Origin of the sequence: Paenirhizobium cremeum (genome assembly GCF_047553425.1) — a bacterium.
Classification (GTDB): domain Bacteria; phylum Pseudomonadota; class Alphaproteobacteria; order Rhizobiales; family Rhizobiaceae; genus Allorhizobium; species Allorhizobium cremeum.
On record NZ_CP180217.1, the window covers coordinates 3,630,117 to 3,650,665 of the forward strand.

17 protein-coding genes and 1 tRNA gene are annotated in these 20,549 nt (G+C 58.9%); 6 read left to right on the plus strand and 12 right to left on the minus strand.

All coding sequences use genetic code 11. The annotated features are described in order from the left end of the window. Window positions 1–88: 88 nt before the first annotated feature. The 4 genes from ACLBKR_RS17565 to obgE are packed head-to-tail and all read right to left on the minus strand — an operon-like array spanning window position 89 to window position 4,237. On the minus strand, window positions 89–739 hold the full coding sequence (locus ACLBKR_RS17565) for a nicotinate-nucleotide adenylyltransferase (RefSeq protein ID WP_414899825.1): 651 nt from the start codon (window positions 737–739) through the stop codon (window positions 89–91). After that, window positions 714–2,000 (minus strand): glutamate-5-semialdehyde dehydrogenase, encoded by a 1,287-nt coding sequence (locus tag ACLBKR_RS17570; RefSeq protein ID WP_113447456.1) that lies wholly within the window; start codon window positions 1,998–2,000, stop codon window positions 714–716. The genes ACLBKR_RS17565 and ACLBKR_RS17570 overlap by 26 nt, the downstream gene beginning before the upstream one ends. Further along, window positions 1,993–3,174 (minus strand): glutamate 5-kinase, encoded by a 1,182-nt coding sequence (gene proB / locus ACLBKR_RS17575; RefSeq protein WP_112830508.1) that lies wholly within the window; start codon window positions 3,172–3,174, stop codon window positions 1,993–1,995. The genes ACLBKR_RS17570 and proB overlap by 8 nt, the downstream gene beginning before the upstream one ends. 1 nt (window position 3,175) lies before the next feature. Continuing rightward, a complete protein-coding gene (gene obgE, locus ACLBKR_RS17580) occupies window positions 3,176–4,237 on the minus strand; it encodes a GTPase ObgE (RefSeq protein WP_113338125.1) in 1,062 nt (353 codons plus the stop codon). 85 nt (window positions 4,238–4,322) lie between these two features. Here obgE and ACLBKR_RS17585 point away from each other — a divergent pair, with 85 nt between their 5' ends. Then, the gene (locus tag ACLBKR_RS17585) at window positions 4,323–5,180 is read left to right on the plus strand and encodes an endonuclease/exonuclease/phosphatase family protein (protein WP_113447457.1); all 858 of its coding nucleotides are present in this window, start codon (window positions 4,323–4,325) and stop codon (window positions 5,178–5,180) included. Window positions 5,181–5,242: 62 nt separating this feature from the next. On the opposite strand, the gene ACLBKR_RS17590 is transcribed toward ACLBKR_RS17585, so the two are convergent. The 4 genes from ACLBKR_RS17590 to rplU all read right to left on the minus strand — a co-directional run bounded on the left by ACLBKR_RS17590 (window position 5,243) and on the right by rplU (window position 7,213). Beyond that, the gene (locus ACLBKR_RS17590) at window positions 5,243–5,818 is read right to left on the minus strand and encodes a GNAT family N-acetyltransferase (protein WP_113486219.1); all 576 of its coding nucleotides are present in this window, start codon (window positions 5,816–5,818) and stop codon (window positions 5,243–5,245) included. Continuing rightward, window positions 5,815–6,450, minus strand: a complete 636-nt coding sequence (locus tag ACLBKR_RS17595; RefSeq protein ID WP_112830512.1) for a GNAT family N-acetyltransferase — start codon at window positions 6,448–6,450, stop codon at window positions 5,815–5,817. The genes ACLBKR_RS17590 and ACLBKR_RS17595 overlap by 4 nt, the downstream gene beginning before the upstream one ends. Before the next feature lie 136 nt (window positions 6,451–6,586). Further along, complete coding sequence (gene rpmA / locus ACLBKR_RS17600) at window positions 6,587–6,859, minus strand: 50S ribosomal protein L27 (RefSeq protein WP_112830513.1); 273 nt, start codon at window positions 6,857–6,859, stop codon at window positions 6,587–6,589. Window positions 6,860–6,898: 39 nt separating this feature from the next. Further along, entirely contained in the window at window positions 6,899–7,213 is a 315-nt protein-coding gene (rplU, locus tag ACLBKR_RS17605) for a 50S ribosomal protein L21 (protein WP_113425475.1), read from the minus strand. A 302-nt stretch (window positions 7,214–7,515) separates the two neighbouring features. On the opposite strand from rplU, the gene ACLBKR_RS17610 reads away from it, so the two are divergent. The 5 genes from ACLBKR_RS17610 to ACLBKR_RS17630 all read left to right on the plus strand — a co-directional run bounded on the left by ACLBKR_RS17610 (window position 7,516) and on the right by ACLBKR_RS17630 (window position 12,836). Continuing rightward, window positions 7,516–7,605, plus strand: a tRNA-Ser gene (locus tag ACLBKR_RS17610). A gap of 384 nt (window positions 7,606–7,989) precedes the next feature. Next, window positions 7,990–9,576: a hypothetical protein gene (locus ACLBKR_RS17615; RefSeq protein WP_414899830.1), complete on the plus strand. Its 1,587-nt coding sequence runs from the start codon at window positions 7,990–7,992 to the stop codon at window positions 9,574–9,576. A 148-nt stretch (window positions 9,577–9,724) separates the two neighbouring features. Next, entirely contained in the window at window positions 9,725–10,960 is a 1,236-nt protein-coding gene (locus ACLBKR_RS17620) for a hypothetical protein (RefSeq protein WP_414899831.1), read from the plus strand. Window positions 10,961–11,267: 307 nt separating this feature from the next. Beyond that, entirely contained in the window at window positions 11,268–11,519 is a 252-nt protein-coding gene (locus ACLBKR_RS17625; RefSeq protein ID WP_414899833.1) for a hypothetical protein, read from the plus strand. Window positions 11,520–11,525: 6 nt separating this feature from the next. After that, window positions 11,526–12,836 (plus strand): hypothetical protein, encoded by a 1,311-nt coding sequence (locus ACLBKR_RS17630; RefSeq protein WP_414899835.1) that lies wholly within the window; start codon window positions 11,526–11,528, stop codon window positions 12,834–12,836. A 453-nt stretch (window positions 12,837–13,289) separates the two neighbouring features. Here ACLBKR_RS17630 and ACLBKR_RS17635 read toward each other — a convergent pair whose 3' ends face one another. From ACLBKR_RS17635 to ACLBKR_RS17650, 4 genes are read right to left on the minus strand one after another with little or no spacing between them, the layout of a single operon-like run. Continuing rightward, window positions 13,290–15,194 (minus strand): DUF262 domain-containing protein, encoded by a 1,905-nt coding sequence (locus ACLBKR_RS17635; protein WP_414899837.1) that lies wholly within the window; start codon window positions 15,192–15,194, stop codon window positions 13,290–13,292. 45 nt (window positions 15,195–15,239) lie between these two features. Beyond that, window positions 15,240–17,927, minus strand: a complete 2,688-nt coding sequence (locus ACLBKR_RS17640; protein ID WP_414899839.1) for a DEAD/DEAH box helicase — start codon at window positions 17,925–17,927, stop codon at window positions 15,240–15,242. Continuing rightward, a complete protein-coding gene (locus tag ACLBKR_RS17645; protein ID WP_414899841.1) occupies window positions 17,927–19,612 on the minus strand; it encodes a site-specific DNA-methyltransferase in 1,686 nt (561 codons plus the stop codon). The genes ACLBKR_RS17640 and ACLBKR_RS17645 overlap by 1 nt, the downstream gene beginning before the upstream one ends. 13 nt (window positions 19,613–19,625) lie before the next feature. Then, on the minus strand, window positions 19,626–20,549 hold the full coding sequence (locus ACLBKR_RS17650; RefSeq protein ID WP_414899843.1) for a phospholipase D-like domain-containing protein: 924 nt from the start codon (window positions 20,547–20,549) through the stop codon (window positions 19,626–19,628).

Genomic DNA, 20,549 nt, shown 5'->3' on the forward strand with positions numbered 1-20,549 from the left:
TCGTTCGGTAATCGCTCATAGAAGGTGGCATCGTTCCGTTAATCTTTCAAGAGAGCCCGAATTGGCTATGTGGACAGCACGGGAAGCATCATTCGGCAGCCTCCCTGAGCGCAGTGGAGCTCAGCGGCGAGCGCGGCCCGTGGATGAAGGTCCAGGCAGGGGCCTTTTTCTTCCAGAGGACGCCGGCATCGTCCTCGTCGATGCGGGCATAATCGAAGGTCCGCGCCATTTTCGACGAGAGATAGGACAGTGTCGAACCCGGCCTGTCGATCACCGCGATGGGGAAAGTCGTCGCGATCCGCCGCCATTGCTGCCACTTGTGGAACGATTTGAGATTGTCGGCGCCCATGATCCAGATGAAGCGCGCATGCGGATTGCGCGCCTTCACATAATCCAGTGTCCTTGCCGTATAGCTGGTGCCGAGCGTCTGCTCGAAGGCCGTCACCTTGATGCGGGGGTCCGTGGCAAATTCCTCGCATTTTGCCAGCCGTTCGGAAAGGGGAGCGAGATTGCTGTGGCTCTTCAAGGGATTGCCAGGCGTCACGATCCACCAGAGCTGGTCGAGGCCGAGTCGCCTGATCGCGATCTCGGCCACCAGCGCGTGCCCTTCATGCGGCGGATTGAAGGACCCGCCGAACAGGCCGATCACCATGCCGCGCTCGGCATGCGGCATGAAACGGTATCGGTGGGCAATCGGGTCCTTGGCCGTCACGTCAGGGCCGCACCTGTCCGGTGCCACGCACCCGGTACTTGAAGGATGTCAGTTGTTCGACACCCACAGGACCGCGCGCATGCATCTTGCCGGTGGCAATTCCGATTTCCGCCCCCATGCCGAACTCGCCGCCATCGGCAAACTGGGTGGAGGCATTATGCAGCAGGATCGCGGAATCGATCTCGTTGAAGAAGCGCTCGACGACGTCAGGATCTTCCGCCAGCACCGCTTCCGTATGGTTCGACGAATAGCGGTTGATATGGTCAATCGCGCCGGAAACACCATCCACGATCGCGACCGCGATGATGGCATCGAGATATTCGGTGCGCCAGTCTTCCTCCGTCGCCGGCTTGAATCCCGGATGGACCTTCAGCACCGTCGCCGAGGCGCGGATTTCGCAGCCCGCTTCCGTCAGCGCCTCGAGAATCGGCATCAGATGGGTGCCGATCGCCGCGCTGTCCACGAGCAGGGTTTCGGCCGCGCCGCAGATGCCGGTGCGGCGCATCTTGGAATTGACCACAATCTTCTTCGCCATTTCGAGATCGGCCGAAGCATCCACATAGATATGGCAGAGGCCTTCGAGGTGGGCGAAGACCGGCACGCGCGCCTCCGACTGGACGCGGGCGACAAGGCTCTTGCCGCCGCGCGGCACGATGACGTCGATCGTGCCCTCGAGGCCGGTCAGCATGGCGCCGACCGCGGCACGATCCGTGACGGGAACGAGCTGGATCGCATCCGCAGGCAGGCCCGCCTTTTCGAGCCCCTTCACGAGGCAGGCATGGATCGCACGCGAGGAATGAACCGAATCCGAACCGCCGCGCAGGATGACAGCATTACCGGCCTTCAGGCAAAGCGCACCGGCATCCGCCGTCACGTTCGGACGGCTCTCGTAGATGACGCCGATTACACCGAGCGGCGTGCGCACACGCTCGATCCGGAGACCGTTCGGGCGCTCCCAGGCGGCCATGATTTCGCCGACGGGGTCCTTCAGTTCAGCGACTTCACGAATGCCCTTTGCGATGGCGGCAACCCGGTTGGAATCGAGCGTCAGGCGGTCCATGAAGGAGCCCGTCAAACCCGAGGCCTTGCCGTTTTCGACATCGATGGCATTGGCCGCAAGGATCGCTTCCTCGCCGGCCAGGATCGCATCGGCCATGGCGATGAGCGCCGCATTCTTCTGCTCGGTTGGGGCAATCGCCAACGGTCGGGCGGCGGCGCGTGCACTGCGGCCGATATCGAGCATCAGGGCATCGATGTCCGTCTGGTTGGCGTTTGCCGTGTCAAGCATGGGCTTCGTCCTTGTTTTCGGCACTCGCAATATGCTCGTGCTTATGTGCCGGATCGGTCATCACCAGATCGTCCCGGTGGATCATGGCCGAGCGGCCGGCATAACCGAGGATCTCCTCGATCTCGCCGGACTTGCGTCCGGCGATCTTGCGGGCATCGTCGGCATCGTAGCCGGCGAGTCCCCGGGCAATCTCGCGGCCTTCGGTTCCGATGACCGAAACGGTATCGCCGCGGCTGAACTGGCCGGCAACCGTGCGCACACCGGCCGGCAGCAGGCTCTTGCCCGCCTTGAGCGCAACCTGCGCGCCGGCATCGATATGCAGTTCGCCCGCCGGCTGGAGCTGGCCGGCGATCCAGGTCTTGCGTGCGGTGACAGGTGCCGCAGACGGTGCAAACCACGAATGACGAGCGCCATCGACGATGCTCTTCAGCGGATGGTCGGCCTTGCCCGAAGCAATAATCATCGCACAGCCAGCCCCGGTCGCGATCTTGCCGGCGTCGATCTTGGTCCGCATGCCGCCGCGCGAAAGTTCGGACGCGGCCCCGCCGGCCATCGCCTCGATCTCCGGTGTGATCTCGGCAACGGTATCGAGGAACCTCGCCTGCGGATCGAGATGCGGCGGCGCCGTGTAGAGACCGTCGATATCCGACAAAAGCACCAGCAGGTCGGCGCCGGCCATGGTGGCGACGCGGGCGGCAAGCCGGTCGTTGTCGCCGTAGCGAATCTCGGTCGTGGCGACGGTGTCGTTCTCGTTGATGATCGGGACAGCCCCGATCTTCAGAAGCTGTTTCAGCGTAGCGCGCGCATTGAGATAGCGCCGGCGCTCCTCGGTATCGCCGAGCGTCAGGAGGATCTGGCCGGCGACGATGGAGGAGCGTGACAGGCTTTCCGACCAGTGACGCGCAAGCGCAATCTGCCCGACCGCAGCCGCCGCCTGGCTCTCCTCCAGTTTCAACGCCCCGGAGGGAAGGTCGAGTACCGTTCTTCCGAGCGCAATCGCACCCGAGGAAACGACCAGCACATCGATGCCGCGAGCCTTGAGCTCAGCGATATCGTCGCAGATGGCATCGAGCCAGGCTTTCTTCAGACCGCTGCCGCGATCGACCAGCAGCGCCGAACCGATCTTGATGACGATGCGCTTATAGCGAGTCAGCGATTTGCGTGCGGCGGTCATGCTATTCGTCGCTTTCCGTATCCAGATCGCGCTTGCGGTTCTTGTCCCGCTTTTCCGGAAGATCCACGTCGCCGTTCTCGGCGACGATGACGTCCCGGAGCGCGCGGAGCGCCTCGGTCATGCCCTTGCCGGTGATGGCGGAAAGAAGCAGCGGCACCTTGCCGGACGCCTTCTTCAGCTCCTGCGCCTTCTTCTTCAGGCTCGCTTCGTCAAGCACGTCGATCTGCGACAACGCGACGATCTCCGGCTTGTCCTCGAGCCCTCCACCATAGGCTTCCAGCTCATGCTTCACGGTCTTGTATGCCTTGCCGACATTTTCCTCCTGTGCGGAAACGAGATGCAGCAGCACGCGCGTGCGCTCGACATGACCAAGGAAGCGGTCGCCGATGCCCACACCTTCATGAGCGCCTTCGATCAGGCCGGGAATGTCGGCGAGAATGAATTCCCGCTCGTCTATGGTCGCGACGCCGAGGTTCGGATGCAGTGTCGTGAAGGGATAGTTGGCGATCTTCGGCCGGGCGCGGGTCACCGATGCGAGGAAAGTCGACTTGCCGGCATTCGGCAGACCGACGAGGCCGGCATCGGCAATCAGTTTCAGCCTCAGCCAGATCGTCTTCTCCTCACCCTCGAGACCGGGATTGGCCCAGTTCGGCGCCTGGTTGGTGGACGACTTGAAATGGGCGTTGCCAAAGCCGCCATTGCCGCCCTTGGCAAGCCGGAAACGCTGGCCTTCGACGGTCATGTCGACAATCAGCGTCTCGTTGTCTTCCTCGAAGATCTGCGTGCCAACAGGCACTTTCAGCGTCACGTCGTCGCCGTTCGCGCCGGTCCGGTTGCGGCCCATGCCATGCATGCCGACCTTGGCCTTGAAGTGCTGTTGGAAGCGGAAGTCGATCAGCGTGTTGAGACCGTTGACGGCCTCCACCCACACGTCGCCGCCGCGCCCGCCATCACCGCCGTCCGGGCCGCCGAACTCGATGAATTTTTCGCGACGGAACGAGACGCTTCCGGCGCCCCCGTCGCCTGAGCGGATATAAACCTTTGCCTCGTCGAGAAATTTCATGCTTCAGCCATTGATAACGTGTCGGGATGTACGGAATTTATGCGGCCATCGATATAGCCGGTTGAAGCGGAGGTCAAAGAGTATCGTGAAGTTCGTCAGCTACAACATCCAGTTCGGCATGGGTCTGGATGACAAATTCGACCCCGTGCGGATCGCCGACAGCATCCGGGACGCCGATGTCATCGCCCTGCAGGAAGTAACCCGCGGTTTTCATCGCAACGGCCATGCCGATCTCGTCGAAACTTTCGCCGGGCTCTTCCCGGAATACTCTTGCTCCTTCGGTGCGGCTTGCGACGTTCTGGTCGACCACCAGGTCATCGGCGGCCGCCGCAACGAACGTCGCTTCCAGTTCGGCAACATGGTCTTGTCGCGCTACCCGATCCTTGCGACCCGGCATCTGCTGCTGCCGCGCAGCCGAACCTATGACAAGCTCAACCTGCAACGCGGCGCAGTCGAAGCCGTTATAGACGCGCCAGACGGCCCGCTGCGTGTCTATTCCCTCCATCTCGATCACGTTTCGCCCGGCGAACGGATCGCCCAGATCCGCTTCATCAAGGAACGTGTCGCAAACTTCGCCCACGAAGGCGGGGCTCTGACGGGAGCCTGCGAATTCGGGCTTAAGGATCTGCCGCTCCCCTCCGGCTACCTCGTCATGGGCGATTTCAACATGGAACCGGAATCGCCCGAATATATCGAGATGGTCGGCCTCGATGACGCCTTCTACGGCCGCGTGCCGCGCGCCGACCTGCCGCTCGATGCACTGGCGCATTGCCGCGCCCATAGCCCGGAAGGCTACAGCTGGATGAGTCCCGATCGCACCGTGCGCAAGCATCTCGACTACTGTTTCCTCAGTGGTGATCTCGCCTCTCGCCTGAAAAACGCAAGCGTCGACGTTTCCGCCCCGGGTTCGGATCATTTCCCGGTCTGGGTGGAGCTCGCCTGACACTGACAAGCGCCGCCCCCCCGGCGATGCCGGGCAGCATCAACCTGCCCGGCATCCCGTTTTCATGCGCCCGGACGGAAATCCGCCTGCGTCACCCGCGTCTCGATATGCGGCGCAACCGCATTGCGGGAACGTGAGTAGAGATCGCCGCTGCGGGTGACCGCAAAGCCGAGCTTTTCCTGAATGCGCAACGAGGCGGCATTGTCGGCGAAAGCACCGGAATGCAGCACCTCCTCCGGCATGCGGCGGAAGAAGCGCTCGACCGCCGCGGCAGCCGCCTCGGACATGATGCCCTTGCCCCAGTAGTAGCGGTCCAGCCAGTAGCCGAGATTCCACCGACCATGCCGAAGCTCGATGGCTACGGCGCCGATATGCACGTCGTCCCCCGAGGCGGTGATTGCGAACGACCAGTCCGGCGTCAGGCCGGACGTCGCCCGGCTCAGCCAGTCGGTGGCGTCCTGACGGTCGTAGGGAACAGGCACCCGCGCCAGCATCCGCACCACCTGATAGTCGGAGAGAGACTGAGCGATCGCATCGGCATCGCCCATGCGCTGCGGCCGGAGCACCAGCCGCTTCGTCTCGATGACGGGGCAAGGTCCGGGCGGTCGCGTTCCGGGACGCTGGAGGAGAGCGTTCATCTCATCTCCCCCCAGCTCTTGAGCGACATCCAGGTCTTGCGGTCGAGCCTGTACCATTCGACGGGCATCATGCCGCCGGTCGCAAGGTTGCCGACCATGCCGGAACCCTGGAACTGGAAGCCGCACTTCTGGATCACCCGCCGCGATGCGATGTTGGTGACCCTGCAACGGGCATCGATCCGCTCGATGTCGCGGGTACGGAAAGCCATGTCGATCAGCGCATGCGCAGCCTCCGTGCCATAGCCCCGGTTCCAGTAGGGTTCGCCGAGCCAGTATCCGATCTCCAGCGTCTCGTCGTCGCTGGGATGCGGTTCGAGCCCGCAGCAACCGAGAAACTCTCCGTTTACGGCTTTTGTGATGGCATAGACGCACTTGCCAATCTCGCCGATATTCGTGCGTCGCACGAAATCGGCAGCGTCTTTAGCCGTATACGGGTGCGGCATGCGCGACACCATGGTCGCGATCGCGGCGTTGTTGGCGAGATGGGCAAGGGCGTCGATGTCTTCTTCGTGGGGGGCCCGCATGACGAGCCGCTGCGATAACAAGACGGGGCAATCGCTCCGCTGCCGATCCGGCCTGAGCCGGTCCTGGGGTGACCGGGATTGGTCGACCCTCAACAATTCGCTTTGCATGGTTCAGTCTCCTTCTGGTTGAAAAGGCACAAGAAAAAGGGGAGTTGGGTGGCGCCCCATCTCCCCTGTTTTCTAGACTGAACCTGTTACGGACAGCCGGGTCGATGAGACGCCGGCTGTTTAGAGCGTTACCGGCTTATTCCGCTGCTTCCGCCGTTTTCGGCATTACGGACACGTATACTCGGCCGTTGGCCTTCGTACGGTACGCGACATTGCCGGCGGAAAGTGCAAAGAGGGTATGGTCCTTGCCCATGCCGACGTTCGCGCCCGGATGCCACTGGGTGCCGCGCTGACGCACGATAATGTTGCCTGCAACGACGACTTCGCCGCCGAACTTCTTCACGCCAAGGCGCTTGGACTCGGAATCGCGACCGTTACGCGAGGAACCGCCAGCTTTTTTGTGTGCCATTGGAGTTCTCCTTTAAACCTTGTTCTCGTTTGAGCGCGATTAAGCGGCTACGATGTCGGTGATGCGCACCACGGTGTGGTGCTGGCGATGGCCGCGCGAACGCTTGGAGTTCTGGCGACGACGCTTCTTGAATGCGATCACCTTCTTGCCGCGGGTCTGCTCGACGACTTCGGCCTTGACGGAAGCACCGGCGACGAAAGGCGCGCCGATCTTCGCATCGGCACCTTCGCCGACAACGAGGACTTCGGTGAATTCTACGGTTGCACCAGCTTCGGCTTCCAGCTTCTCGATGGAGACCACGTCGTTGGTGTTGACGCGGTACTGCTTACCGCCGGTCTTGATGACTGCGAACATTTTTTATCCTTTCATGTTCGTTCCAGCTCTGCCCGGCTTGCCGGACGGCTGTCTTTTTGTCAGTCGGTATAGCGGATGCCCTCGGCTCTATTTGAACCCGAAACACCCGCCGGTGGCTCCCCGCATCGAAGCGGGGGAAAACGAGACACAGTACGCCCATGTCTAATTCCCCGGTCGCATACGTGAGGCGCAAAAAACTGTCAAGATAAAAGCTTAGGCTGACGCGATATTCGCGCTTGCCAGCCTTTGAAACACCCGCTATGAGACAGCCCGCGCTGACCAACGCGTCATCATGCTCAAGCGGAGAGGTGGCTGAGTGGTCGAAAGCACCGCACTCGAAATGCGGCATACGGGCAACCGTATCGTGGGTTCGAATCCCACCCTCTCCGCCATTTTTAACCCACTCCCCGCCACATACCCACGTAAAGCCTTGGATTTCCGCATAAAGTCTCCGGTTGCCTGCGGCCTTACCGGGAGCAGAAAACATGCGGGTATCGCGCCGGGTACAGTCCGGGGTATCGCTGGACCCCTCGAATGAGACCCCTGAAATCTCGAGTCGGGCAACGGTGGCCATTCGTGGTCCGGGACCCTATCTCGTCAGATCAGGGTCCATTTACATCTTCCAGATAAAGATGCCGAAGAACTTGGGAGGCGGGCGTGCTCCTCCTCCGGTTCGACTCAGTCTGGGTGCGTGTTCCCATCGGCGGGCAAGGTTGTTGGCCGATCTGCTGGCGGCGCGGGCAAGGCTGTTGTTCGACACAATGAGGATGCGACACATGAGCGAAACGGGAGACGGCGGAACGAATGCCGATCGGGAGACGATTCGGGAGGCTGCCGCCTACGCTCTTGTGGAAGTGCGTGGCGAACTGAAAGCCTATCTCAGGATGATTGATCGACCTGACCCGCCAATCACCCCGGACGACCTGCAAAAGACTGCCGGAATACGCGACCTGGTCGGCCTGCATAGGGAACTTCGGAAGCGGGAAGACGGCGAGCCATACAACGACCTGATCGTCAGCAACGCCGAATTGCTGGAGCAGACAGCCCTTGCCAAGCTCGGCGAGACCGCACGCTCACCTGTTTCCCTCGCTGCCATCGTCCATGAACCTGCTGCCACTCCTTTGCAGCCCGCCATCGAAACGCCGCTGCAACCGCCGCGTGACGAGAACGGCAGGCTGATCCCGGCCTTCAAGCTGGATCGCAGGACAGTGGTACGGAGGATGTCAACTCTGCCTCGCCTCAGTGAGGCCATGGAAGAGTATTTCGAAAAGCGGAGACTGAAGAGCGGACCGAAAGGCGCCAAGGATATCAAGACAGCTCGTGCGCGTCTCAATATCTTTATTGAACTGATCGGTGATCACCCCGTCGATACCTATAATCTCACCGATCTCCAGGCCTACATCGACCTCATGCAGTATTGGCCGGGAGACAATAACATCCGTGATTCCTCCCTGTCGGCGATGCAGATCATCGACGGCAATCGCGACCTTCATCTGCAACCGTTGACCCGCAAGTCGCTACAGGAAGGCTATGTCGCCGTCGTGAAGGCTGCCATTCGGTCTTTGATGACCGCCGGAGATTATCCTGATCCCTTTGCAGGGCCGAGGCTCGTCTTTCCATCCACTGCTGCGGGCGCGGTCAAATCCGAACCGCTTGCAACTCACAAAATCAGTCAGGTATTCCGCACCGGGGTGGCTTCCGGGCTCATGGAGGACATTATGTTGCCGCTGCTCGGCCACCTGACGGGTCGCCGTATCGGTCTGCTCATCCATCTGACTGGCAACGATTTTCGGGAGAAGTTCACGGGTGTCTGGGTGGCGCAACTTGCGAGCGTCAAGAGGATCGACAAGGTCTGGGTTTCCACTCCGCACAAGACCGATGCAAGCACAACCTATTTCGTTCTGCATGAATTCCTGAGTGAAATCGGGTTTGTCGAATGGGCAGTCCGGCAAAAAGGAAACTTCCTATTCCCCAATCTGATGCGGCTTGCCGATCCCAGCAAAAGCGCGTCGTCCTACATGAACCGCCTGTTCGAGCGTGCAGGGATCAAGCAGAAGAAAAAGAAGGATGAGGATGAAGAAGGTGTCGGCAGGGAAGTTTTCCATTCACTGCGCGGCGGCAACATCGAAGACATGCGCGATGCGAAGATCGAGGGGCGCGACCGACGCTTGCAGTCCGGTCATCAGGTCGGGAATGACGAACACGACAACTATGGGTTCATGAATCTGGGTGAACGGCAGGCACGGGAAATCGCCAAGCTCCCCCTTGATCCCAACATCGATTTCTCGGTATTCCGGGGGCTGGATTTCGACCAGATCGCACGGAAGAAACGGTTGTCTGGTCCGAAGGCCCGGAAGACTTAGCTCGGATCGCTTGACCCATGCACGCCGACGGTCGACCATGAAAAAGACCGCCATCAATGGGGCTGGAACCCCTCCGGCGGTCTTTCATGGTGTGTTCGAAAATGTTGAACGTTGGCGCTGAAATTGTAAAGACCCATAGAACGGGTCAGTGAGCCGGGGGCTGGTTGATAGACCAGCCCGGACGTCAGAATTTCACACCCCACAGCGTCAACAAATTTGGCCGGGAGATCGGGACAGGCTGCTGTGCCTCGACTGGTCGGTCGAGGCCGATGAAATCCGCCAGCACGTTCCCATGCCTGCCGCACGGTCGGCGAAGGCCGCGCACGTCCAGGCCGCCATCGTCGCCGATGCCATCATGTCAGCACGTCGTGAACCGCTTCGCCGCATCTCCTACTCACGCCGCAAAGGGTGGTGGACGGAGAGCAGCCGATACCGGGGCCGTGAATTCACGTATGACACCGTCGTGCCTGCCGTGGATGCTCTCCTCCACGCCGGAATCCTTGTTGATCATGATCTTCAGCCAGCGGGACGGGCGACCGGAATTCAATCGAGCTATCGGCCCGCAGCCTGGCTTGCGGGTATCAGCACGCCGAGGCTTTGGCGGAAGCCGGGCGAGCTGATCCGGCTGAAGGATTCGGCGGGTTCCCTTGTCTCCTACCAAGACACTGAGCGGACGCACCGGGAGCGGAAGCTGGTGGAGAAGGTCAATCGTCTGATCGCAGATACGGAGATCTCGCTGAACGCACCTGATGCCCATTTCGATGGCGACGTGATTCGATTCGGGGAGCATTCGGTGTATCCGGACATGCTGTCCCTCTACCGGGTCTTCAACGGCGGCTGGACCCTCGGTGGTCGTTTCTATGGCGGTTGGTGGCAGTCAGTGAAATCGAAGGATCGGCAACATTTCACGCTCGATGGCCAGTGCACGGCAGAAGTCGATTACGAGCAACTTCACCCGAGGCTGCTGTATGCTCTCGCTGGGAAGCATCTGGATGGCGATGCCTACACGCTTCCCGGTTGGGACAGGAAGTTGTGCAAGATCGCCTTCAATGTGCTCCTGAATGCGTCTGGCTATCATCAGGCACATGGTGCGCTACTTCCGTATCTTGATGGCTGCGAGGTCTCCGCCCGCGACCTGATCCACGACATCAAGGCCCGGCATCCGAAGGTCGCGGGGTATTTCCATAGCGGCGTCGGGTTGCGGTTACAGAACGTGGATTCGGAAATGTGCCGCTTCGTCTTGGCGGACATGTCCGTGAAGAAGGGAATTGTCGTACTCCCAGTTCATGACAGCTTCATCGTGCCTGAAACGGCAAAGGATGAACTGGTGGCGACGATGAAGAAGGCATTCGAACGAGCAACGGCGCATATCGGAGATAATTGAGCCATTTCAATTACATGACGCGGACGTGGACTACAAATGCAAGCCGTCCGGGCCGTGTGTGTGGACCTGCTGGGCGTGTGCTCCGGCCCTGCACCTGCTGGTCGTCGGTGTGCCCGACCGCTCCTTGCCATTCCCCACGTCGTGGTCCGGCTGAAGGCCTCCTCGAAGAGCTGACGCTTTGACTGGAGACCCCGAAGAGGTTGGAAAGGAAAAGCATTAGTCGGTCACTAAACCTTTTTCTCCCGTTGCGCCGGCTGATTTTTGAAGCGACCATTTTCTGAGTTCCCCGACCACAAGGAGGTTTTCCATGGAACACGAAATGGAAGTTGAACTGACACTCACAACGAAGTCGCTCGGCGACCTGTTGTCCGCCACAGCCGACGCAATACGACACATAGAAGCCGAGCTCCGGGGATGCCGCCCTGATGCGCAGGAGCATCGTGAATTTCTGGAGGAACGCTTGGAGGCGCATTGCCGCTTGAATCGAACTGTTAGTGCGACGCATTGGAGCGTGCAAAGGCAACTCGGTAACGAAGCGCCGAGTTTTTCGAACGCCTGACGACATATGGCTTTTCAGTTCGTCCACCTCGAATCCTACAGTCGCAAGCCGGACCCCAAGGGCCGCTCAGTGGGATTCGTGCTGGCCGAAGCTCGCCGCGATCCGGCGGCGTCTATCCACGTTCCGTTTCCGGGAACGCCGATCGTCGTGGACGGGGTTAATCCGGAACAGGTCGAATCTTTGCACGACGCGGCAGCCGAAGCTGCGCGCACAACGCCGAAAGGCGGAAAGCCTCGCAAGGTTCGCGTCGATCAGCACACTCTTCTAACCGTCGTCGCCAGCCACCCCTACACCGTCGATGAAGTCCATGTCGATCCTCGGAAGCGAGCCGAAGTCGATCGCTGGGAGGAACTGACGATTGCCTGGCTCCGGGAGCTCTATGGCGATGCCCTCGTCTCTGTCGTGCGGCACGAGGATGAAAGCCACTGGCACCTGCACGCCTACATCCTGCCGCCTTCGCAGGACATGAAGGCAGCGGCACTGCATCCGGGGCAGATGGCAAAGGCCGAAGTCATGGCGGCCGGCCCCGGCGCAGACGAGGATTCGAAGACCCTGAACCGACGGGGCGACAAAGCTTATCGCGCCGCCATGCGCGCCTGGCAGGATTCGTACTTCGAAGTCGTAGGGGTTAAGTGCGGGTTGACGCGCCTCGGTCCCGCGCGACGTCGCCTGACGCGCGCCGAGTGGCAGGCGGAACAGACGCAGGCAAATGCGCTGCGGGCTTCCCTCGATCGGGCGGAGCACGTCCAGCGGAAGGCCGAATCCTTCATCGCCCGGACAAAGACGGAGACTGAAAACCTAGTGGCGAGCGCCGGGGCGGAGGCCGCCAAGCTCCGCGAGGAAGCGGACGCCGCGAAGGCCGAATCCTTGTGTCAGATGGAGGCCGCCAAGGCGGCGACCGCCGCCGCGCTGGCCGCGCAAGATCGGGCCGTTGCCGAACAACGGCGGGCAAGGTCGATGATGGCGCGCGTCCGGTCGGAAGCCGAACGGGTCCAGAAAGCGGCGGCAAGGATACAGCGGCTGCCCGGCCTGCTCCGCTCGCTGTGGGACGGTTTCCGGAAGTCGAAGATTCAGGATCGAGTCCGGCAGTCGGTGGATGCCGAGATGTCCCGGCTCCGGGAACAAGCAAAGGCGGCAGCCGAACGTGCGAGCTCCGCCGAAGTGGCGCGTAGAGCGGCGGAAGAGAAGCGCCGGAGCATGGAACACAGCCTTGCCGAAGTCGGCATCCAGCGCGACGCCGCATGGCGGGAGCTGGCGAAGCTGAGGCCCCCGGAGACGCGGCCAGCGCTTTCAGGTCAACCGCGCCCGAGACCGTGATTTCTGCCAAAATCGGCCCGTGCCCACAAATTGAAGGCCGGATTCAGGGCTGTACAGCGCGTCTGGCAGGTGCTGCCGTATCCAAACCCATCCCGAAACGGTCAAGGGTTCTGGCACTGACGGCAAGGCAACTGCCGAGGCTTGAGGCTTGAGGCAGCAGGCACGTTCTCCCGACAAGGATTCACCCCTTCCTCTCGACCGGAGCGCCCGCCAGGCGCCCAGATCGTTCCGGGACCCAGACAAGATGAGCATATCGGAGCGGTCAGCATCGCGCCGCCCTTGCGGGACCGCGGGAATTCGCGCACGCGGCAATCGGTCCCCGGTGGCAGCCATAGGAGCGTCAGCGAGGCGCCGCCCCGGCGGGACGCGGGACTGACTGCCCCCGACGCCGCGTTCCGTAGCTCCTCCCGGAAGGTAACCATGACTATGTCTGCAATAGACACTCTCGGGGCGTTATGCCGGCGCGATCTCGACTTCTTCGAATGGCTCCCGTGAAGTCGCGGCGTCGAACGCTTCGATATCCTCCTTTGACATCGGGGCAAGCCAGATATTTGCGGCAGTACCGAAAAGGTTCTGGCCACGTTGCCTTATTGTTTCTTCGTTCCACTCTTCATAGGAATGCAGCTCACGATTCAGCGTCAAAGCAGCGTGTGCCTTAACCGCAGGCAATTTCACCGAAAAGGCTCCGTTGGATACCTTCGCGTTCAGTTTATGGGTCAGGAGCGTCAGGTTCCCCATTTTGTTGATCGACTGTTGGCGCTGAAGTTCCCGTGCGGTTTTGTCCAAGTCGAACTCGCCGTCGGGTACATGGTCGAACCCCGGTACAGGCCAGTTTTCGTGCCACTTCTGCGGCATGATATGCTCGATTGTCAGGTCGCTTTTGATTGCGATAATCTCGCCGTCGTTGGCCCGTTTTGAGTGCTCGATGGCTTCGAAAATATGCCGCAGACGCGCTTGGCGATTCGACTTGTACTGGTCACTCCCCATCCAGGCCGCTTTCCAGTCTGTATCGCTTGGCCAACGCATGGCGTCCGCTTGGCTTGCTGACAGCAATCTACGGAGCCTTGCGAGCGGATCGCCCTTTCCAGCACGCATTTTTGCAACGACGTCCACGAAGAAGCGATTGTAATTGCCCGTGGGCAGCGCACAAATATCCCGTCGCACGATGTAAGATTCGATAAACTGGAGTGCTTGATCAAGCCTTGAACCAGGGAAGTCGCCGCACGTCGCGAGATACAAGACGAGCGGCATCGCGGTCGAGACGTCGAATGCTTTGGCGAACTGTCCGAACTTGCCAAGTGCAGTCTGATCGGATTGCTCAGCGATCAGTCGGAAGACGTCGGCGCTATTCTTTATCGACTTCAGCTCATTCTCGACGGTATCAAAAGGCTCATCCTCCAGGATCCACTTCCGATACGCTTCGAAGAGATGCTCCACAGAAACCACATCAGCCTGCATCATGGCGAGGTGGTCTACCAATAGCCAATCTAGGCGCGTTTTCGTCTGCCGGCCCCTGGTGTCGCCTTCGCGCCAGAACCAACGATCCAATGGTAGCCAGTATTGCTCGTAGAGCTTGTCGACGTTCAGAGATCCCTCAGTCTGCCCCAGGCCCTTGGCACGCTGGAAGATGAAGTTCCTCATCAGATCGCCCGCGGTGAGATCGACACCGCGGCTGTTCAGCGTTTCAAAGATGGTCTGGGCATCATCCCCGCCTTCCAGCTCGATCGAGACGACGGCTAGTCCCTGACGTAGTGCTTCGAACAGTTTCTCCAGCTTGAACGGATCGAACTCCCCGTTGACCCGGACATGTTCAAGGATTTTTTCCCGGAAGAACGCATGGGCCGCCGTTGCGGGACGAACTACTCCCTGCTCGTCCTCCGGGAGCGGTGTCGCTTTCGGTAACTCTCCCTCGGGGTCTGCTAGCGAAATGAACGAACGCCGGTCCGTGAGGGATGGCCAGAGCTTGTACTTCTCGACCTCGACATGCTCCATCACCCCGTCATTGAAGAGGTACTTCATGATTTCGTTCGAATATTCCGTCGACAGGGACGTTGCCACGTCCCGGAATGCTGCCAACAGCAACTGGAACGTCGTCAGGCGCTGTTGACCGTCAATCACCTCGAATGCTTGGACCTGGCGCCCAAAGGTTTGGATCTGGGAAATGACAATTGCACCCATGAAGTGAGGGGACGGTAGCTGTCCGCCTTGCTCAAATCGGCGCGCAACACGCTCAATGTCTTCCCACAAAAGCTCAAGCTGAGGGCTGACCTTCCAGGCATATTGCCGCTGATAGAGGGGAATGAGATAGCGGCGTTTTCCGTCGAATAGCTCAATGATGGTGCGCGTAAATGGTCTCATTGTTCCCCCCGTTTAGTATGCAATCAAGGTTGTGACACCTGATCCTCAGATGAGTTCAGCGGCCTGCGCATACGCGGCCACCAGTGACGCCAACGTCGCGCTAGGCTTCACCGCGTCATGCGGCACGAGCACATAGGTCCATGGCTTCTCGCAAGTTTCCTTTGCGTGGTTGTTGGCATGGTGAATCCACTTTCGTGCAGCCTTCGCTTTGGCCTGAACGACCGGATCGGCCACCTCGTTCTTCGCCTTGATCTCGACGATGAACTTTTCCTTGTCTGTCTCGACGACGAAGTCCGGTTCGTAAGATTGCCCGGCCGAGTATTCGATCCGGAACTGGCCTACGCCCGGCTTCATCCACCGCTGCACCGATGTCTCGCTACCTGCTTCAATGATGACCGCGAATTCCCGCTCCTGGTCAGACTGAAATTTCTGGTATGGATAGCAGCACTTGGCGAAGCCTTCGAACACGTATTTCGGCGTGTCCTTCAAAGGATTGACGGGCATTCGGAAATTCCGAATGAATGCACTGCTCGGCACGTTGTAGGCCTGCGGCTTCAGCATGACGAACCCGCGCGATACGCTAGCCCGGTAGTCCGTCGGGCTTTCCCAGTAGTGCCCCTTCATCTGCTCGAATATGAAGCGCGCCAAGTCCTTTCCATGTCCGATCAGCACGTTCTCGACATCTTCTGGGGTCGACAGATAGGCTTCCAGGCGCTTCACCATCTGCCCCGCCAGCTTGAAGAGAAGCTCGCTCTGGGTGTCGTAGTCGATCTGCGGCAGGTCCATGAGGTGTCGGACGAGATAGTTCTCTAGCCGTTCTTCCTTGGCGCTATCGACTGTGCGGGCAAGGAAGGCACGGGATTCATCCCGAAGCTTCTGGACCATGATCTGATCCGAGAGTGGCTGCCGAGCAATCGTTTCCAGATTCGAAAGATCGAAATCGTTGAAGCCGAAGTTGACCTCACTGGTCGGCAGCACGACAATTTCGGGAATCGAAATGGTGTGCATGACGAGCTGTTTCGTCACCTTGGCAACGGTCGCTGCGACGTCAGCCTTTTGTTCGAAAGTTTCGAACGTTCCCTGCTCCGGAGACATAACCTCCTTCACGATCCGGGTGATTTCAGCCTGAACCTCTGGCGTTTCGAGCTTGTCGATACCTGTCTTGATCTTGCGTTCGAACTCGCGCTCGATCACTTCCCAGGTGACGCGGGCGACCTCTCGTTCTTCGGGAGTTTCGAACACATATGGCTTCTGTTCGGATTCTTCGAATGAACCTGAGCGGCCCGTCAGCATCGTTTCGACATTGGAAGGAGCTGTAACGATCTGGGCGCCGACATCAGAAACGTCTCCATTGCCGCCGACAATGACCGTTTTGCGGATCGAGATCAGCGAGGCGGGGTCGCGCGCTGCCTTGATGACATCATCGAAACGGTCATGAGCAATCACGGTCAGGCGATCGACGGCTTCAACACCGGTCCGTTGACCATAGGGCAAGCGCAGTCCGCGCCCTAACGTCTGTTCGGTAAGAATATCAGACGCGGAGGCGCGCAGGGGCACGATCGTGTAGAGATTGGTGACGTCCCAGCCTTCCTTGAGCTTGTTGACGTGTATGACGATGTCCGTCTGCGCATCGTGTTCCAGGGCAATAAGCTTCGAGGTTGCCTCTTCCGTCTCTTCGCCTTTTGTTCCGGAGTGAACCTCGATGACGCGTCCCTTGTAGCGCCCTTGGAAGAACTCGTCGGATTCGACGAACTTCCGAATCTCTCCGGCATGGGTCGTATCCTGAGCCACGACGAGCATGAACGGATGAACGAGCTTGCGTCCCGTCTGCTGCGCGTAGATGGCAAGCTCAGCCTTAGTGTGTTCGTGGCAGTGGATGCCGTCTTCAAGCTTCATACGCTCTAGCTGCTCGGGGGTAACAGTATCAGCGCGGAATCCTTCGCGGGTGGCAACAGCCGGATCCTTGACGTAGCCGTCCTCCATCGCCTGACCGAGGGGATAGTCATAAACGACGTTCTTGAATGGGACGGATTTGGCGCCCACCGATCGCGGCGTAGCGGTCAGTTCCAGACCGATCACAGGCCTGAGTTCAGCAATCGCGGACAGTCCTGCTTTCGCACGATAGCGGTGAGCCTCGTCCATTAGCAAAACGAGATCCGGGAGCGCGGAGAGATACTCGAAATAGGATTCGCCGATATATTCGTGGAGCTTGCGAATGCGCCCCTGTTCCTTGTTGATCTTGTCGACGTTGAAGATGAACACGATCGCCGTTTGACCGAGAAGGTCGCCACGCACCGCGTAGCCGCGTTCCCAGTTATCCCCTGTCTCCACGATCGGCGGAAGCTGCGCGAACTCGGCGATGCCCCGGAATACGTATTTCGGGGAGTTCTGCTGGCTGAAGTCGGCAACCAGCTTGTTATAGATGGTCGTGTTCGGCGCCAGGATAAAGAAATGCTTAGAGCGCCCCGTGAGGTACAGGTAGGCGATGAAGGCGCCCATGAGCCTTGTTTTGCCGACGCCCGTCGCTAGGGCAAAGCACAGTGACGGGAAGTCACGCTCGAAGTCCGTCACGCTGGGATAGGTGGTCTTGATCGCTTCTAAAGCAGCAACCGGATCCGCGCTCTTCGAGAACTCGAAGGTGTCGAGGACGTCGGCCAGGATGTCGAGGGCTTCCGACTGCGGCGTCCGAAGGGAGAGGCGCGCCTTGATCTGATGAATCTGCCGCTGCAACATCAATCGTCTCCCATGCTGCCAAACAGCGGCAGCGCGGCCGCCGGCTTGTTGGCCTTCTTGGCGGTTTCGTTGCTGGCGACGTCGGCGGTCGCTTCCGTGACTGGTGCTTGCGGCAGGTTCGCAATTCGAAGTGAATAGTCGTCCCGACCCCACTCGCATTTCGAAAGGATGGAATGAGGGATCTTCTTCACGGTGAGGTTTGGGAAGCTGTCTTCCTGGGCATTGTATGCCTTGCAGCATACCAGGAGTGTGCGCTTCGGCCCGACCTCCTCGGAAAGCTTCTTGAGTGCGTCATACGTCAGCGACTGGGTGGTGACATAGATGAAGTCCGTCTCGGTCGAATGGCCGTGCCGCCAGTAGTCGGCAGGGTCTTGGCTAGGCGCGTAAATGAAGCCTTGATGCTTACAGAGCGCCTCGGCTAGCATCGCACCATTGTATTCTTTCGAGATCACCCAGTTTCCGAAGCGGTCTTTCTCAAGCAGGGACGGCGCAAGACGGTAATAACGGAAGCCACCGCCGCCTTGCCATCCTGTGAGTTCCGTCACACCTCCACTGTCATCGCCGTCGATCACCTTCTTCAGTCGGGGTACGATGTGAGTCACAGCATGATCGCCAAGCTCTACCATGATCCAGCGACGGCCCATTTTGTGAGCGACTGCGCCTGTTGTTCCAGAACCCGCGAATGAGTCCAATACGATATCGCCCTGATCGGTCGCGATCTGTAGAATGCGCTGAAGTAAGCGTTCAGGTTTCGGGGTGGCGAAAACATCCTGCTGATTGAACTCTTTAACCTCGTTCTTCGCCTCATGATTGTGGCCAGTTTCGGAACTTAACCAGACTGTCAACGGAGGAGTTCCGGTGTTTGTCAGCTCTGATAAGAACGTTTTACGTGAAGGGGAGGCCTTCCCATCCCGGCCGAACCAGATTTCATTCCCTTCGTCCAATTTGCGAAGTGTCTCTTCGGAAAAGCGGGGATAGGTTCCGGCCGGCGGCCTCCAAGTCACCCCGTTCCTAAAGGTGTAAGAAAAGCTGGCAGATTTCGTGCTTCCGCTTTTCGCGTGGAGAGGTGTTGCTTTCCAGGGTCCTTTAGGATGCAAGTCGGGATTAGAATATCGAGCGTTCATTTCCTCTGATCGAGCAAGTCGGTTCGGCCTCCAAAGCTCGCGATCTTTCGCATAAACCAAGATGTGGTCATGGTTATCGCTAAAATATTTCGCATCGTTCGCGACAGTATATTTTTTTTGCCAAACAACGTTGGCAATGAAATTCTTGCGTCCAAAAATTTCATCAAGCATTATTTTAAGATAATGCGACTCGTTATCGTCAATTGTGACCCACAGCGATCCGTCATCCTTAAGTAATTTGTAAAGAATCCTGAGCCGTTCGTTCATCATGCCGAGCCATACTGAATGCTCAACGCCATCATCATAGTGTGAAAAGGCTGATCCTGTATTATACGGCGGATCTATAAACACGCATTTTACGCTTCCCGCGAAATCATTTTCGAGAGATTTCAGGGCTAGTAAGTTGTCACCCTGGATCAGCATGTTGTCGTACATCGCATTCGGAAAGTTTGCTCTCGCGATGTGCGATAGTTGATCATCTTCCACTCGAATGCGTGGCTCGATCTTCGGACTATGACCTTTACCGACCCAATTTAGTTCAAGACGTCGTCCGAATTCCATTTCTCTCATCTTTCTACACCCAGCCGTACTCTCTGGCGCTTGTTCGGCCGATCGCTCCCCGTAGGGCGCAAGTTTTCTTCAAGTTCCTGAACTCCTGGGAGTTAAGTTCGATAAATCGGACGTCGTACCTGCCGGGCACACCAGTTCTTGCGAACACGGCGACGTAAGGCGATCTTCCCAAGGTTCCGTCGTTGAGAAGTGGACGGAGCCCATCCTTCACCTCTGGAACCTCATCATTGAGCTGTAGGCGCCACATATGGTTACCCTGAAACTTCATCCGAAGCTTGGCGACGTTTCCAGCGGACGTCACAAACTCGAAGCGCTGATCAGCGGCTCCCTGGGGGTGAAGCCCAAAGAAGAGTGCTTGTTCGGCCTTGAACTCAAGCTCACGACCCATCAAGGTAATAAAGCCACATTCAATCCAGCAAATCGTAGCTTCCGAAGGCTCAATCTCCGTGTCGTCGGATTTCAAGGCGACTTTGTGTTTGGCAGGTGGACCATCTGAAGCTGTTATTTGCTCGATCCTAGCTCGAAGCTGTCTGGCTTTCCTGTAAGTTCGGACATAGTCCGACAAAGCCTCATCTGATAGCACCGCGCCGACACGCCACAACCTCTTCCAAATCTCGAAGAATTGAACCCTGTATGCCTGATCTCCTGGGACAATCGAATTGACTTCACAGTTTGTGTTCAAAGCGGCATAGGTCAGATTTGATGAACCCGATATGCAGAGGTCAAATTCGTGTCCCCGCGTTGATCTGAAATAATACGCCTTTGGATGAAATCGCGCCCCTTTCTCCTGCAAGGATGCTACCCGAAGCGTTGCGCCAGGAAAACTCCTCATCGACTTTAAGGCTTCGGGCTGAGTGATATGATCATCAATTCCGATCAGAAAATTTATCTCTGCCGGATCTGTCAGTCGTATAAGGTCAAGTATCAA

Excerpts from the sequence above, each read along its gene's own strand:
- ACLBKR_RS17570 (WP_113447456.1), bottom strand. The coding sequence starts at position 2,000 with ATGCTTGACACGGCAAACGCCAACCAGACGGACATCGATGCCCTGATG.
- proB (WP_112830508.1), bottom strand. The coding sequence starts at position 3,174 with ATGACCGCCGCACGCAAATCGCTGACTCGCTATAAGCGCATCGTCATC.
- obgE (WP_113338125.1), bottom strand. The coding sequence starts at position 4,237 with ATGAAATTTCTCGACGAGGCAAAGGTTTATATCCGCTCAGGCGACGGG.
- ACLBKR_RS17590 (WP_113486219.1), bottom strand. The coding sequence starts at position 5,818 with ATGAACGCTCTCCTCCAGCGTCCCGGAACGCGACCGCCCGGACCTTGC.
- ACLBKR_RS17595 (WP_112830512.1), bottom strand. The coding sequence starts at position 6,450 with ATGCAAAGCGAATTGTTGAGGGTCGACCAATCCCGGTCACCCCAGGAC.
- rpmA (WP_112830513.1), bottom strand. The coding sequence starts at position 6,859 with ATGGCACACAAAAAAGCTGGCGGTTCCTCGCGTAACGGTCGCGATTCC.
- rplU (WP_113425475.1), bottom strand. The coding sequence starts at position 7,213 with ATGTTCGCAGTCATCAAGACCGGCGGTAAGCAGTACCGCGTCAACACC.
- ACLBKR_RS17615 (WP_414899830.1), top strand. The coding sequence starts at position 7,990 with ATGAGCGAAACGGGAGACGGCGGAACGAATGCCGATCGGGAGACGATT.
- ACLBKR_RS17625 (WP_414899833.1), top strand. The coding sequence starts at position 11,268 with ATGGAACACGAAATGGAAGTTGAACTGACACTCACAACGAAGTCGCTC.
- ACLBKR_RS17630 (WP_414899835.1), top strand. The coding sequence starts at position 11,526 with ATGGCTTTTCAGTTCGTCCACCTCGAATCCTACAGTCGCAAGCCGGAC.
- ACLBKR_RS17635 (WP_414899837.1), bottom strand. The coding sequence starts at position 15,194 with ATGAGACCATTTACGCGCACCATCATTGAGCTATTCGACGGAAAACGC.
- ACLBKR_RS17640 (WP_414899839.1), bottom strand. The coding sequence starts at position 17,927 with ATGTTGCAGCGGCAGATTCATCAGATCAAGGCGCGCCTCTCCCTTCGG.
- ACLBKR_RS17645 (WP_414899841.1), bottom strand. The coding sequence starts at position 19,612 with ATGGAATTCGGACGACGTCTTGAACTAAATTGGGTCGGTAAAGGTCAT.